This window comes from Planctopirus limnophila DSM 3776, assembly GCF_000092105.1.
Lineage (GTDB): Bacteria > Planctomycetota > Planctomycetia > Planctomycetales > Planctomycetaceae > Planctopirus > Planctopirus limnophila.
Genome location: NC_014148.1, coordinates 2557631 through 2572161, shown reverse-complemented (window position 1 = coordinate 2572161; position 14531 = coordinate 2557631). Strand labels below are relative to the sequence as shown.

The 14531-nt window shown below is 52.2% G+C and carries 11 protein-coding genes; 5 read left to right on the top strand and 6 right to left on the bottom strand.

The genetic code is table 11. The features are described from left to right. Window positions 1–9 precede the first annotated feature (9 nt). Window positions 10–1479, top strand: coding sequence for an outer membrane protein assembly factor BamB family protein (locus PLIM_RS10225; protein WP_013110239.1), 1470 nt, complete (start codon window positions 10–12; stop codon window positions 1477–1479). 139 nt (window positions 1480–1618) lie between these two features. Further along, window positions 1619–1993 carry a DUF2237 family protein gene (locus tag PLIM_RS10220; protein WP_013110238.1) on the top strand — a complete coding sequence of 125 codons (375 nt, stop codon included), beginning with the start codon at window positions 1619–1621 and terminating at the stop codon, window positions 1991–1993. Between the two features lie 356 nt (window positions 1994–2349). Here the strand turns inward: PLIM_RS10220 and PLIM_RS10215 are convergent, their stop codons facing one another. From PLIM_RS10215 to PLIM_RS23665, 3 genes are all read right to left on the bottom strand, one after another. After that, window positions 2350–3447: a ThuA domain-containing protein gene (locus PLIM_RS10215; RefSeq protein WP_013110236.1), complete on the bottom strand. Its 1098-nt coding sequence runs from the start codon at window positions 3445–3447 to the stop codon at window positions 2350–2352. Window positions 3448–3550: 103 nt separating this feature from the next. Next, window positions 3551–4855, bottom strand: coding sequence for a glucose-1-phosphate adenylyltransferase (locus PLIM_RS10210; RefSeq protein ID WP_013110235.1), 1305 nt, complete (start codon window positions 4853–4855; stop codon window positions 3551–3553). Between the two features lie 406 nt (window positions 4856–5261). Further along, window positions 5262–5444 (bottom strand): carbon storage regulator, encoded by a 183-nt coding sequence (locus PLIM_RS23665; protein WP_013110234.1) that lies wholly within the window; start codon window positions 5442–5444, stop codon window positions 5262–5264. Window positions 5445–5839: 395 nt separating this feature from the next. Between PLIM_RS23665 and PLIM_RS10200 the strand changes: the two genes are divergently transcribed. Both PLIM_RS10200 and PLIM_RS10195 read left to right on the top strand, forming a co-directional pair. Continuing rightward, window positions 5840–9172, top strand: coding sequence for a PVC-type heme-binding CxxCH protein (locus PLIM_RS10200; RefSeq protein WP_013110233.1), 3333 nt, complete (start codon window positions 5840–5842; stop codon window positions 9170–9172). A gap of 62 nt (window positions 9173–9234) precedes the next feature. Continuing rightward, a complete protein-coding gene (locus PLIM_RS10195; protein ID WP_013110232.1) occupies window positions 9235–10311 on the top strand; it encodes a galactose-1-phosphate uridylyltransferase in 1077 nt (358 codons plus the stop codon). Window positions 10312–10328: 17 nt separating this feature from the next. Here the strand turns inward: PLIM_RS10195 and PLIM_RS10190 are convergent, their stop codons facing one another. The 3 genes from PLIM_RS10190 to PLIM_RS10180 form a co-directional block, all read right to left on the bottom strand. Then, entirely contained in the window at window positions 10329–10889 is a 561-nt protein-coding gene (locus tag PLIM_RS10190; RefSeq protein WP_013110231.1) for a GNAT family N-acetyltransferase, read from the bottom strand. Between the two features lie 166 nt (window positions 10890–11055). Next, on the bottom strand, window positions 11056–11961 hold the full coding sequence (locus PLIM_RS10185) for a sugar nucleotide-binding protein (protein ID WP_013110230.1): 906 nt from the start codon (window positions 11959–11961) through the stop codon (window positions 11056–11058). Between the two features lie 168 nt (window positions 11962–12129). Continuing rightward, window positions 12130–12678: a hypothetical protein gene (locus tag PLIM_RS10180; RefSeq protein WP_013110229.1), complete on the bottom strand. Its 549-nt coding sequence runs from the start codon at window positions 12676–12678 to the stop codon at window positions 12130–12132. Window positions 12679–13052: 374 nt separating this feature from the next. Between PLIM_RS10180 and PLIM_RS10175 the strand changes: the two genes are divergently transcribed. After that, on the top strand, window positions 13053–14519 hold the full coding sequence (locus PLIM_RS10175) for an MATE family efflux transporter (protein ID WP_013110228.1): 1467 nt from the start codon (window positions 13053–13055) through the stop codon (window positions 14517–14519). Window positions 14520–14531 lie beyond the last annotated feature (12 nt).

The following is a 14531-nucleotide window of genomic DNA, read 5'->3' as shown; positions in this document are numbered from 1 at the left end:
GGCTTTCTCATGACAAGGTCTGCAGCACGCCGGGCAGGACGATCCATTGCATCAGTGCCAGGTGTGCTGCTGCTGATGGGCGTAATTTTGTCAGGTCTGGGCCATGGGGCTCAGGCCGAAGATTGGCCATGGTTTCTGGGTTCGACACATCTCGGAATCTCCCATGAGACAGATCTGGCGAAGAAATGGCCTGCTTCAGGGCCTCCCGTGTTATGGAAAGCCACAATTGGTGAAGGTTATTCGGCACCTTCGGTTGTCGGTGATCGAGTAATCATTCATCACCGGATCAGAAAACAGGAGTTTGTCGATTGCCTGAAAGCCACGACTGGGGAAAGGCTCTGGCGATATGAGACGACCACGTCGTATGTCGATCCTTACGGATACAATGGCGGCCCGAGAGCCACTCCGCTGATTGCCCAAGGTCTGGTGATCACCTTTGGGGCGGAGGGGCGACTGATCTGTCTGGATCTCGAACATGGCCAGTTGAAGTGGGAAGTGGATTGTGCCAAAAAATGGCGGGTGCCTGAGCATTTCTTTGGATTTGGCTGCAGCCCGATCATCGATGGCCAGCGTTTGATTGTCCTGGTCGGCGGACAACCAAATTCGGGTGTCGTGGCTTTTGATCTCGCCACAGGAAACGTCCTTTGGGAAGCCGTAGGAAAGTCAACCTGGGATGGCTGTGTGACTTCAACAGGAAAGCCCTATCGCTGGACTGGAGAAGAAATGGTGGTCAGTTACTCATCGCCTGTCATTCATGAAGTCGATGGCAAAAGGCATTTACTCTGTCTGATGCGGCAGGGATTAGTCTCGCTCGATCCAGAAACCGGTAAGGAGCGATTTCACTACTGGTTCCGCGCGCGAGTCCATGAATCGGTTAATGCTGCTAGGCCTGTCGTCTGGGGTCGAAAAATTCTTTTAGTCGCGGCTTATGAAGCCGGATCTGTGCTGTTGGAACTTCAGCCTGGCGGGGTGGGTGTTATAGAAGTCTGGAAGAAGCCCGATCAGTTACAGGCCCACTGGTCAACTCCCTTTTATGATCAAGGAGTTATCTATGGGTTTTCTGGCAGGCATGAAAATGGTGCGATGCTTCAGGCCGTCGATGCAGAATCGGGTGAGCTTTTGTGGGAAGAATCTGGCTTGAATATCGATGCCGAACTTCTGGAGAGAAGTTCGCAGACAGGTCGATTGAAACGTCGCGATACGGGTGAAGAGGTTCCCTGGCCATTTTTTGGGCGAGGCTCAAAAATCCGCATCGGAGATCGGTATATCTTATGGAGTGAACGTGGCACTCTCATGCTGGGGGAATTCTCTCGTCAGGGTTATCGAGAGGTTAGTCGTACCGGTTGGGAAGATCTCAGTTATCCCACGTGGGTGGCACCAGTTCTTGCCAATGGTCAATTGTATCTGCGGGATGAAGACACCCTGCTCTGCCTCGATGTCGCAGAACCCCGTATAGAGCCAAAAACACCCGGTAAGTGATCACGATTTTGATTCAAGCCCTTTTCTGGCAGTTGCATCAGGCGAACTGTTTAGCAATGCTGCATGCAGTTGATCGGATAGCCAGGCAATGGAAACTCCGGCAGAACTGTCCCATGGTTCCAAAGGAGGAGTATTCGTCATGAGAACAGCCAGTAATGTCTTGGGAACTCCCCTGATTCCCTGTGGTTTTGACCCTTTGACGGGCTTCTATCGAGACGGTTGCTGCAATACCGGGGGTGACGACACAGGCCTGCATCTGGTTTGTTCAGAAGTCACCGAAGAATTTCTGCAGTTTTCCAAGGCGCGTGGTAATGATCTCGTTACGCCAGTTCCTCAGTGGAATTTTCCCGGATTAAAGCCCGGAGACCGCTGGTGTCTGTGTGTTGTCCGTTGGAAGGAAGCACTCGAACACGGCGTCGCTCCTCCCGTGGTTCTCGAAGCAACTCATATCTCGACACTCGAATTCGTGACACTCGATGAACTCAACGAGCACTCAGTGTCATCCAGTGACTGATGAAGCGGAAGTTTTCAAAACTTCTGGACGCTGTCACGAGCCGTGATCTTGGTATCTAACAGGCTATGGATCACTTTTCATCACCACCAGATGGCAGACTACAGGCTGTCTGAACGAGATAAGTTTGAGCGGAGTTTTGCAGCTATCGTGTGGGGATAATACAGTTTGCAGTATTCAACCCCAGCCACCCGCCGCGCATTAGTTCATTGGAATCGGGATGAGCCGAGCCCAGCGACCTTTCTCACTCAATAAATTCACCCCGCCAACAATCGATGTTGACGGGGTTTCTCGAAGTCATGTCGGCGAAGTCGCTATCGATCCTGCAAACGCTGGCTGGCAGGGAAAGCAAGTTGAAACTAACGACTGGCCGCCTGTTGAAGTTCTTCTGGCGACATCTTCAGATCGGCGGGTTTAATCCCCTTTTTGTAGGAACCAAAGCCATACATGGTCGGTACAAATTCGCCGACAAAAGCCACATTCGAGGTGGGATCAATGGCGGCTTCCTGCCCCAGTCCCCAATAGACCGCATTGATGATCATCCTGCGGACACCTTCGCTTTGAATGTCTGTGGCTGAGCCCATGGTGGTCGTGAAAATACGACTTGTCGAGCCTGTTTCGTGCTTGTGGTCACGAGTCCAGGCAATTGGCTGCATCGGATTGTTTTTCTTCCCTTCGACTGCGGGCGAATCTGGTTCCAGAGTTTTGGTCACTTCCCCACGCATGAGGATGGTGGCATCTGCTGGTGGATTGGCTGTGTAAACGTCGGTATCGCCAAAGACATCTTTCACACCTCGCAGAATCGGGTGTTCTGCTTGTGAGGGCTCGATAATGCCTCGGGTTCCTTCCACTTTGTGATGACCATGATGTGCCACCCAGGTTTCTCCCAGAATCTGCTTGCCAAAACCGCCTTTCCATTCCGGAGCTTTCGAATAGTTCCAGCCGTATTTTGCAAAGGGGCTGTCTGAGTTACCGCCATAGTTGAAAGCGTGTGTGCTGGTACGCAGCGCAATCACTGGTTTGCCAGCTTCGACAGCCTTGATGAATCGAGCCATGGTTTCATCGGGCCATTGACGAAATCGCAGCAGCATCACGAATGCGTCAGCGGTATCAATGGCTTCAGGGTGACTGAGTGATTTGCCGTTTTGAGGATTGATATCCCCAGTGCTCTCATCAATGGAGAAGAGCACAGTGCATTTGAAGCCATGGCGGGCTGCCAGAATTTTTGCCAGTTGGGGAAGGCATTCCTCCGAGCGATATTCTTCATCGCCTGCCAGGAACACAATGTGTTTTCCCTGACCTGGGCCGGCTGAGCCTTCGTAAACAACATAGTCTTCAGCAGCATTAAGGCGAGACGTCGCGAAACCTGCTGTCAGGCACAATGCTCCAATGATCGAATAGATCGCTGGAGTGAATCCCGTCAGGAAGCGAAAAGTCGATTGAGTTGCAGAGAACATGAAACGGCCCTCCCAGTGTGTCTATCAACAGTGTTCGAAATCGATACCTGATTGCCACAGATCAATGTGTGGCGGGCAAAACCGGTTGTGGAACAGACGAAATTCAGCGTGATGCCCCTAGTGCTTCCAGAGACCACCCATCGGGCAAGGTGGTGCCTTTGGGAACGACAAGCACACCATCCTGCAGCACGAGTGGACTGTCTTTGGGGAGTGTCCCCGTCTGGCAGTTGGTGATCTTTACGTTGTTTCCAATGCGGCAATCTTTATCAATGATGGCGCCGTCGATGACGCAGCCATCGCCAATCCCCATAGGAGGAATTCCCAGCTTACGGTTTGCTGCCAATTCGGCTTCAGTTTCGTATGAGTCGGCACCCATGATGATCGTGTTGCGAATTGTCGATTTCTTACCGATCCGACAACGCAACCCGATCACGCAATTCTCCAGGACTGTTCCCGTCCCAACAGAGACTCCATCGGCAATGAGCGTCTGAGTGGCGGTGGCCCCTTCGAGACGCACGGGTGGCAAAAATCTGGCATGAGTGAAGATCGGGCGTTTCGCATCCGCTAGGCTGAAAGGCGGACTCGACTTGGCCAGATCGAGATTGGCATCGTAGAACGAACGGATGGTTCCGATATCTTCCCAGTAACCATCGAACAGATGCACTTGAACTTTATGGGTGCGGATCGACATGGGAAAAATCTCTTTCCCGAAGTCGTGGTAGTCGCTGCGAGAAAGCAGATCGACGAGTACGTCGCGATTGAAGAGGTAAATCCCCATACTGGCCAGGCAATCTCGGCCTTTGCTCTCAATTCCCTGGGCATCGATCCATTTGGGATCCATTTTGACGAGATCGATTTCTTCGTCGGTCTGGGGCTTTTCGAGGAAGCCAAGCACCTTGCCGGTGTCGTCCAGACGCATGACACCGAAGCCACGGGCCGCTTCTCTGGTGACAGGTAATCCGGCAATCGTCACATCGGCTTTTGCGGCCTGGTGTGTGGCAATCATTTCCTGGAAATCCATGCGATAGAGCTGGTCGCCAGAAAGGATGAGAACGTAATCGATCCCCTTCTGTTCGAGATGTCGCATGTTTTTGCGAACAGCGTCGGCAGTCCCCTGGTACCAGGCTTCTCCTTCCATGGTCTGCTGAGCAGCCATGATCTCAACAAATCCGCCATCAAACCGGTCAAATCGATAAGTCTGGCGAATGTGCTTATGAAGACTCACGGAGTTGAACTGTGTCAGCAGATAGATTCGATTCAGGCCGCTGTTCAGGCAGTTGGAGATCGGAATGTCGATCAGGCGATACTTTCCGCCCAGTGGAACAGCAGGCTTGGAACGGTCTTTGGTCAGAGGGTAAAGGCGAGTCCCTTTGCCACCACCAAGAATTACAGACACAACATTACGCATGAATGCCTCAGATGTTGATTCGAGTCAGAAAGGGCGAGTGAATACAACGGCGGAGCGGTAGGTCAAATTGCTCCGGCAACACATCAACTGCTATTCATACGGACCCGCACGCAGGGACGCAATCTCTAAGGAAGGTGAATCCTGCGAATTGTGGTCGATGGCCAGAGATGCGGCGCTGTATTTCTCCATGACTCAACGACGCTCAGCAAGCCTTGAGGGAAAAATTCCCAAAGGCTGGCTGGTGCGGGGCAACTCTTCAGCGGCCAGAATTATCAAATACTGTGGGTACTTCGCGGACGCTCGATCAGTGAAAGAAACTTTACTGTGGCAAAATTTCTTTGCTCCACATCTCACAACCATTCATGACCGCAGTGGAGTTCACTGGGTCCGCGGCGTTGTGAAGGATCTACTTACAAGTGACCTCGGAGAGCTGACGATTGGAAGTTTTTTCCAGCCGCTCAATCCGTACTTCAGATGGTGCCTGAATTCCCAGTCTCACTCGCCCGCCGCCGACGTTCACAACGGTGATTGTAATTTGGGAGCCACCCAGTTGGATGGTTTCATTGGTCTTGCGGGTGAGAACAAGCATTCGATCATCCCTTCTCGAACTCAAGTAAGTTTGCTGAATCTGGAACGATTCCTGAGCATTCAATGTGCCAATTTCGCTGGGATGATGATTTAAGTCGCTTGCGTTTTTCTTTAATATTATTGAATTAAAAGACTTACGATGTTTTGTGTTTTGCTCGTCAGGTGATCTGGAAGAACTGAACTCCATCAACCTGGACGGGTTTCTTCCATGAAGTCCAGTTTTCGAACAATCGACGTATGCTGATGGGTGTTTCAAAAAAATACACACCCATGTGTTGTTGCGAAATGCAACGCCTCGGTTGAGATGAGATTGGTGTGTCTTTTCGATCAACTGACATTAGACTGATTCACATGTGTTTTCTCGATAATGAGCATTTTTTGATGAGAATCTGCGATATGGATCGATTGAGTTTTCGAGTCGCCATGCTGGCTTGGGTTTTTGCCGCAGCGTTACCTTTGATTCCGGAATCTTTTGGGCAGGAGACCTATTCGCCACCGATCAGTGAAAAGTCAGATGAAGCGGAACTGGCGAAATCTCGATTCAAATTCCCCAAAGGCGTTGAGGTCAAGCTGGCTGCTTCAGAGCCGGAAATTGCCAACCCTGTCGCTTTCTGTTTCGACGAACAGGGAAATCTCTATGTGGCTGAGACATTCCGGCAGAGCAAAGGTGTAGAAGACAATCGCAGCCATATGAACTGGTTGCAGGATGACCTTTCTGCACAGACTGTCGCCGACCGCGTGGCCTACATGCGAAAGCACATTCCCGATGCTGACAAGCGCTACACCAAAGAACACGATCGCATTCGAAAACTCGAAGATCGCGATGGTGATGGGGTCTACGAAACCGCCACTGTCTTTGCTGATGGGTTCAACGATATCGCAGACGGGACAGGTGCGGGCATACTCGCATGGAATGGAAACGTCTATTACACCTGCATCCCCAAACTCTGGATGCTCACCGATACCAACGGCGATGGCGTAGCTGATCAGAAAAAAGTGCTCAGCGAAGGCTATGGGGTAAGGTTCGCTTTTCGTGGGCACGATTCCCACGGCTTAGCCATTGGTCCCGATGGCAGGCTCTATTTCAGCATTGGTGACCGCGGCTACAACATCACAACTCCTGAAGGCAAGCTCGTTAATCCCGACCGTGGGGCTGTTTTTCGATGCGAACCCGACGGCAGCAACCTTGAAGTCTTCGCCACCGGATTACGCAATCCTCAGGAACTGGCGTTTGATAATCGCGGACGCCTTTTCACTGGTGACAACAACTCAGATGGTGGCGACAAAGCCCGTTGGACATACGTCATGCGTCAGAGCGATACCGGCTGGCGCATGAACTACCAATATCTCAACGATCGTGGTCCCTGGAATCGTGAGAAGCTCTGGCATCCGGCTCATCCGGAACAGGCTGCCTACATTGTTCCACCCATTTTGAACTTTTCCGATGGGCCATCAGGTCTGACTCATAATCCGGGAACCGGCCTGCCCGCCAAGTATGACGACTGGTTTTTTCTAGCCGATTTTCGCGGGACACCTGCTATCAGCGGGATCCGCGCACTGGTGAATAAGCCCAAGGGGGCTGGATTTGAGATTGCCGAATCAGAAATGTTCATCTGGGGCATTCTCGCGACTGATGTCGATTTCGGATACGACAGCAATCTCTACGTCACCGACTGGGTCAACGGTTGGGAAGGCCTCGGTAAAGGCCGCGTTTATCGATTTGCCGATGCTGCAAACACCTCCGGTAGTGAAGTCGCAAAACTCTTCCGCGAAGGTTTTACAGATCGATCGATCGAGGATCTGACAAAGCTGTTGTCTCACGCTGATTATCGCGTGCGGCAGCGAGCACAGTTTGCCCTGGTTTCCAGGCAAGCCACCCAAGTGCTGGCTCAACAGGCGACAAAGAGCTCGTCCACTTTTGCCAGACTGCATGCCATCTGGGGCCTGGGGCAACTGGCGCGACAAAAACTTCCGACTGCAGAACTGCTTCTCCCGCTCCTGGCGGATCCTTCAGCCGAAGTTCGCGAAGCCACTTGCGTCGCTTTAGGTGATCTTCGCTATCAACCTGCTGCTGCCCAGTTGGGAAAGCTGCTGAAAGATGCCGATGCTCATGTCCAGGCGCAGGCAGCGATTGCCCTGGGCCAGTTGAAAGGGCACGGTCAGGAAAAAGCCTTGGTTGAAGCTCTGACATTAAGCAACAACACAGATCCGTTTTTGCGACACGCTCTGGTTGTGGGTCTGACAGGTGTGGGTGATTCCCAGCAGATTGCGGCACTTTTGAAGAATCCCTCCCCTGCCGTCCGCCTGGCTGCCGTGGTGGCATTAAGGCGTATGGAATCTGCCGATTTAGGTATGGCCCTCTCCGATGCCGACCCCCTCATCGTGCTCGAAGCGGCCAGAGCCATCCATGACCTCCCGACGACGACTCATCTGGAAAAACTGGCGGCTCTGCCCATCGCTGGAACAACTTCTGACGCGCTTGCCCGCCGGATTCTGAATGCGAGCTATCGTATCGGCAACGTTGAATCAGCCTTACGGGTGGCACAGGTTGCAGCGAATTCTTCGGTGTCAGACTCATTGCGGATCGAAGCGATTGAAGAGCTCCTCAACTGGAATAGCCCTGCTGTGCTTGATCGTGTCTTGGGTGATTATCGCCCACTGGCCACACGAAATGTGGAGATTGCTGACGCCATCAGACCACTTCTGACGTCGATGCTTGCCAGCCCGACCAAAGTTCGAGAAGCAGCCACCAAGCTCGCCGCCAAGTATGGCATCGAGGAAGTTCAGCCCATTCTGCGAGAAGCGGCTCTCTCGGTGAAAGCCGAAAGTTCCGAACGATTGGCAGCACTATCCGCTTTGAAATCATTGAAAGATTCTCAGCTGACAGAAATCGCCTCGAAGCTGATTGATGATGCGAACCCGGAGGTTCGAGCCGGTGCTGCTGCCGTCCTTGTCAAACTGGATGGTGCTCGATCTTTGAAATACCTGGAAACATTGACGCCCCAATCCCCCTCCGTCGAGGTGCAACAGGGGATCGCCACGTTGGCCAGTCTGTCGGATGAACAAGCACAGAAAACGCTGGACGCCTGGTTCCTTCGACTGGCAGATCGGTCAGCACCTCCGGAAGTCTGGCTGGACTTAATTGAAGCTGCTCAGAAGAAAAAATCGGAAGTCTCGAAAAAGGCACTCGCCAGTTTTGAATCTTCACGAGACGCCAATGATCATCTCTCGAAACATCGTGAACTTGTGGCTGGTGGTGATATCGAACGTGGTCGAGATATTTTCTTCAATCGCAGTGAAGTGAGTTGCCAGCGTTGCCACAAAGTCGGTTCTCAAGGTGGCGAAGTGGGGCCTGTCCTGACAAAAATTGGTGCCGAAAAATCGTCAGAGTATCTGCTCGAAGCAATTGTCGATCCCAATCGAGTGATTGCCAAGGGCTTTGAAACAGCCATTCTCGGTATGGAAGATGGCCGTGTGCTGGTGGGAATTATCAAGTCTGAGAGTAATGGAAAACTGATTCTGCAGCCCGCTGAAGGGCAACCCATCACGGTCAATGTGGCGGAAATCGAAGAACGCTCAGTGGGTAAATCCGGCATGCCCGAAGATCTTGCGGGCAAGATTTCCCGCCGAGATTTAAGAGACCTTGTCGCTTACCTGGCAAGTCTGAAGCGGGATGTTGATGCCGCTGCTCACGGCTCAAGTTCGGCCCATGGTGCGGCACATCCGTAAGAACTGAATCTCGATCATCAGAATGGCATAGTTCAATTAGAAACGGCGGCTGGTGCGGAGGTATGAAAAGTGAACTTCGAGTCGATCCCATAACGAACGATGTGGTTCTGATATCGCCCGTTCGCAGTGAGCGACCAGTTCATCTTCAAGCGGTTTCGGCTCCGATCAGTCGCCATTCAAAGCCATCAAGCGACTCAACAGATCCATTTCTGGAAGGAAATGAGCAACTGACAGAGTCTGAGTCGCTGGCGATCCGTACGGGGGGGAGTCTTCCCAATACACCAGGGTGGCTCGTTCGCTGTATCTCCAATCGTTATCCCGCTGTTTTCCCGTTGCAGGAGTTTGGGAATCAAATTTCTCAGGGGGACGAACTGTTATCGACGGTGGGGTCTAACAACTATCTAGATCTAGCGAGGCAAGCTCCACTCGCCGGGATTGGCCTGCACGACGTGGTTGTCGAATGTCCTCATGATGAAACGCATTTGAGCAGGCTCTCGATAGATCAAATCGGTCTGGTGATCAGTCTCTGGAGAGATCGATTGCGGGCTTACATGCAGGACGGGCACCACTGGCAGTACGGGTTGATCTTCAAGAATCATGGACGACTCGCGGGGGCATCGCTTCCTCACAGCCATTCGCAGATGATGGCACTGCCTTTCGTCCCACCTCGAATGCTCCACGAATTCAACGCCTGCCGAGTCGATTATGAGACACGTCGAGTCTCCTTATGGAGCGAATTGATCGAGCAGGAACAGTTGCTCAAGCGACGCGTGGTTCAAAAGACCTCTCGATTTTTGGTGGTGGCGCCTTACGCCAGCCGCTTTCCGTTTGAACTTCGTATTCTGCCACTAAAGGCGCAAGCACATTTCAGTTCCATCACCGACGATGACTGCGAGGAACTTGCCAGCCTGCTCAAACGATTATTAACCGCGTTAGAAACAGTGGCCCATGATCCGGATTACAATCTGGTGATTCATACGGCCCCACTTCGTGAACAAGAGCTGTCAGCTTTTCACTGGCGGCTCGAGATTTTGCCGCGTATGGGAGGAATTGCGGGCTTTGAATGGGGAACTGGCGCATTCATCAACGCTGTTCCCCCGGAAGTCGCCGCTGCTCAATATCGGGAAGCACTTTCCTGACGCACAAAGATCGATCGTCAGGTGCTTAAGAGAGAGTCGTCGACCGCTTCCCGATACATGGTGCGAGTAATACAAAAGCCCAGAGAACGATAAAGTTCGACAGCAGAGAAATTGGTGGCAGTCACTTCCAGAGTCGCGCGTTTACGCCCAGCTGCGCGAAAGCCTTCAATACTCTTGAGTACCAGAGCCTTGCCAATCCCCAAGCGGCGATGTCCGGGAATCACTCCCACATTCTGAATCGAACCCAGATAATCGGACGGGCAGATTCCCTGAATCGTGCCGCATTCGATAATCCCATGATCGGCCGATTGACAACCGACCAGCCACGTCGCCTGGGGGCAGAAAGTTCGTTGAAGAGCGATCTCCTGCATCAGTCGCAGGCAGCCGTAATAATCCGCCAGACAAGGAAAAACGTGAGAGTCGACTTCATGTCGAAAAGATTGCGACTTCACACTGGCATGGACTTCAAGTCGATCAGCCTGCCACGGCAGCCATAGATAATTCTCTGGCAATACCGGTGATTCAATTGGCTGCTGAACCAGATCCAATTCCATGCGGTAACGCTTGTAATACTGCACTGGATGTACCTCCCACCCATGCAGCTTACTGGTCACCGGTGGGGATGGAAAGAGGGCAGTTTTAGCTGAGGTGATTTTGACGGGTTCTCAGCGGGATCACCGTGAAAAGTCGCCGTTTTCCCTACAGGTCATTCCGCAACAGGTGATTGACACATGTCTCTGGTTTTCAGGCGGCAATCATCTCCTGATTCAGGAAATTCTGAGCTTCTGCTTCCTTACGAAGGGCATAGAGGCTGTCCATGAACATTGGCATGGAGATTCCCAGAGCCCGACGAATTTTTCGCGTCTGCAGGGAAGTCTCGCCAGCTGCAAATCGCGATACCCGAACTTCCAGGGGATGAAGGGGCCGCATGCGTTGCGCTTCCAGTTGGAAGACATGTGCCAACCGATGGACAAACTGGGCACAACTGATCCGCTCGGCTCCGGAAATATGGTAAATCCCACTCAGTCCGCCAGCCCAGGCACGCTGAATCATCGAGATCAGATCGCGGACATAAATTGGCGAAGCATGTCTCGTAGTTTCCATATCGATGGGAGACTGCTTCGATAAAGCCCCGAGGCATTGCTCCAGCCAGCCTTTTTTATGGTGCCACCCGAAGGGATGGGTGCGTACGACCAGGTGGCCAGCTGATGCGTCGAGGACGGCGGCTTCCAATTCACGCAGATGAGTTGCCGCTGGTGACGGGCAAATCGACTCACTGTTCTCTGGATGAAACATCCACGGGCCTGTGAAGATGGCATCTGAAGAGATCAAGGTCATTGGCAGATGCAATTCATGGCAGGCTCTGGCCCAGTCACTGACATGCTGTGTGCTGATGAACGGCGTGCTGGTGCCAATCGCCCAGCCATTTTCTCCTGCACCACCGCAATGCACGACACGCCGAACGATGCTTGTCCCGGGATTTCGCGAATTGCTCTCACGGATGATTTCCTGCAGGCGGCTGGCAGGAGCATTTAATGGCAGGCCCACCACTGAGACTTCATGCGATCCCTCAGGATCATGAATCTTTGATCCTTTGAGCCAGTTATGACCGACCATTGTCTCAGAACCGACAATAAGTATCTCCTGCATGATGTTCAGCCTCCCTGCCAAACCTTCGGACGTGTGAGAACAGCCACACCTGCTCAAGGCCCCGTTACTCGATCTTCTCAAAAGTACCTTTTTGAATTCGGCCCGCCAAGATCAATCGCCTCTGGATCGCTCAACGTAACATTACGATGGTGGTTGTTCATCGAATGACTATGAGGCTGAAGGACGCATCATTTCCATGGGGCTGTCGTTCAAAGGGTTCTTGCGAACGACTCTCAAAAGTTTCCAGAGCCCCTCCTCTTTCACCCAGACTGTGTCAAACTTAGCCGGTTGACGACCCACATTCCCGAAGCCAACCAGATCCATGTCTCCCGAAATGCGGAACTCGACCATGGCCCGGCTCCCATCGGTCGTGAAGCGGGTGGTGAGATCCGAGATTCGAAGATCGCGTACTGTCGCAATCTTCATCCCGGCATTCACCAGTTCTCGAAGATCGGGCGATTGGGCTGAGATCATCCCGAGAGTTTCCGGACTTTTGGCTTCAAAGAGGCTCGTTAGCTGGGTAAGTCTTCCGGCAACGACTTCACTTTCTGTGGTGATCGACAAATCAATGGCCAGAACGACGACTGTCAGCACACCAAAAATTAAAGCCAGCGAAAAGGCGATTTTTCCCCGATGTCGAGTCCAGACAATCAGGCAGATTAATGTCGCGATCGCCAGACAAAGTGTGATCAGCCAGAATTCGCCAAAGGGGTTCATCGCAGGAAATGCTTTCACAAAAAGGGATTGAACACTCACGATGAAACATGAGTCTCATCTGTTCATGATGGCGCAGTTCTGGACGAACACACAACTGGACGAACACGCAGACAAGATCCTTTGCTTCAGATCGTCTGACAATTGAAGTCTTCAGGCAAGGTCGAAGTCTGGCTCGATTTGAAGAACACGATTCTAAGAAAATGATGAGCTTTTTTCAGATCTGATTGAACCAAAGGACGGCAACCTTGTCAGTCCGTCCCCTATGCCGTACTTCTAAGAGCAGATTTTCCTGAGTAATTATCTTCATGGCGACAACCACGGACTGTATGACAAACCCACTTGAGGGCCATCCAGCGAAGAGTGAGGAGCAGCGAGTGGCCAGCACCGAACGTCTGGTCAACCAGCCTCAGCCCGGCTCCATGCGTGAACTGTTGATGATTGCCATCCCGATGGTGATCAGTGCCGGTTCTCAATCGCTGATGCACATTATTGACCGTATTTATCTGACTTGGCACCACGTTGATGAAGTTGCTGCGGCTCTTCCTGCGGGGATCATTTTCTGGGCAGTCCTCTCGATTTTTCATGGTATGGGCTCCTATGTGAATACTTTCGTGGCGCAGTATGAAGGTGCTGTCAGGCCGGATCGTGTCGCCGCTACCATGTGGCAAGGCTTTTATTTTGCTTTGATCAGCGGCGGATTGCTGATGCTGCTCGCTCCATTTTCGGGCATGTTCTTCGCAATGGTTGGTCATGATGTTGAAATTCAAAGGCATGAATCGACCTATCTGTCGATACTTCTGCTGGGAGGAGTTCCGACCGTTCTGGCGACGATTCTAGGGACTTTTTTCACTGGTCGCGGCAAGACCACTGTCGTCATGTTCGTCAACGTCGTCAGTGTCGCCTTTAACGCCGTGCTCGATTATGCGTTTATCTTTGGGTGGGGCCCAATTCCAGAAATGGGGATCGCTGGCGGTGCACTGACAGATGTCATCGCCAACATCACGACCTGTGTCGCACTTGGCGGGTTATTGTTCTGGCCTTCGATTGCCAGTCGCTATCAGTTCTGGAAGCATCACGGATTTGACCGGGAGTTGACGCTCCGCATGCTCTATTACGGATTTCCCGTCGGCTTGCTGCTCCTGATCGATGTCTCTGGCTGGGCGTTTTTTATGAATGCGATTGGCTGGCTGGGCAAAGCCGAACAGGTGGCGACCAATCTGGCTTTCAATTTGAACACATTGGCTTTCATTCCTGTGATTGGCCTGGGGATTGCTGTTTCGACTTTGGTAGGTATGCGGATTACCGAAGGTCGGCCAGATCTCGCAGCAAGAACCACCTGGCTGGCTGTCGGACTTTCTGTGGGATACATCCTCTTTTGCAGCGGAATTTATCTGTTTCTTCCCCAGCTTCTATTGGCGCCTTACGAATGGAAGGCCCATGGGGAAGACTTTGCCGAAGTGAAGGTTGTCGTCATTCAATTGCTGTGGTTTGTGGCAGCTTATTCATTTTTCGACACGCTGGCGATTGTGTTTGGATCTGCCATTCGCGGTGCCGGAGATACTCGATTTTCGATGATCTTCACTCTGATATGCGTCCTGGCATTGTTGATTGCTCCCACGGTGATTCTTTTTGGCTGGTACAAACCCACGTTGTCGATGTGCTGGGCGTATTGCTCGGTGTACATCATGGTGATGGGCTTAGGCTTCATGTTTCGTTTCCTGGGGGGGAAATGGAAATCGATGAGAGTGGTGGAACCTGATCTGGTGGGTGGCGGGATCCATGCTTCCCTTCACACGCCACCTGTGACTGTGCTGGAAGTTGAGCCCGTCTCTTCGGTCTGAGATAGATTCGGC

Bases quoted from the DNA above. Each gene is read 5' to 3' on its own strand.
- PLIM_RS10210 (WP_013110235.1), bottom strand. From the start codon at position 4,855: ATGCGTAATGTTGTGTCTGTAATTCTTGGTGGTGGCAAAGGGACTCGC.
- PLIM_RS10195 (WP_013110232.1), top strand. From the start codon at position 9,235: ATGAAAAGTGAACTTCGAGTCGATCCCATAACGAACGATGTGGTTCTG.
- PLIM_RS10185 (WP_013110230.1), bottom strand. From the start codon at position 11,961: ATGCAGGAGATACTTATTGTCGGTTCTGAGACAATGGTCGGTCATAAC.
- PLIM_RS10215 (WP_013110236.1), bottom strand. From the start codon at position 3,447: ATGTTCTCTGCAACTCAATCGACTTTTCGCTTCCTGACGGGATTCACT.
- PLIM_RS10200 (WP_013110233.1), top strand. From the start codon at position 5,840: ATGGATCGATTGAGTTTTCGAGTCGCCATGCTGGCTTGGGTTTTTGCC.
- PLIM_RS23665 (WP_013110234.1), bottom strand. From the start codon at position 5,444: ATGCTTGTTCTCACCCGCAAGACCAATGAAACCATCCAACTGGGTGGC.
- PLIM_RS10180 (WP_013110229.1), bottom strand. From the start codon at position 12,678: ATGAACCCCTTTGGCGAATTCTGGCTGATCACACTTTGTCTGGCGATC.
- PLIM_RS10225 (WP_013110239.1), top strand. From the start codon at position 10: ATGACAAGGTCTGCAGCACGCCGGGCAGGACGATCCATTGCATCAGTG.
- PLIM_RS10220 (WP_013110238.1), top strand. From the start codon at position 1,619: ATGAGAACAGCCAGTAATGTCTTGGGAACTCCCCTGATTCCCTGTGGT.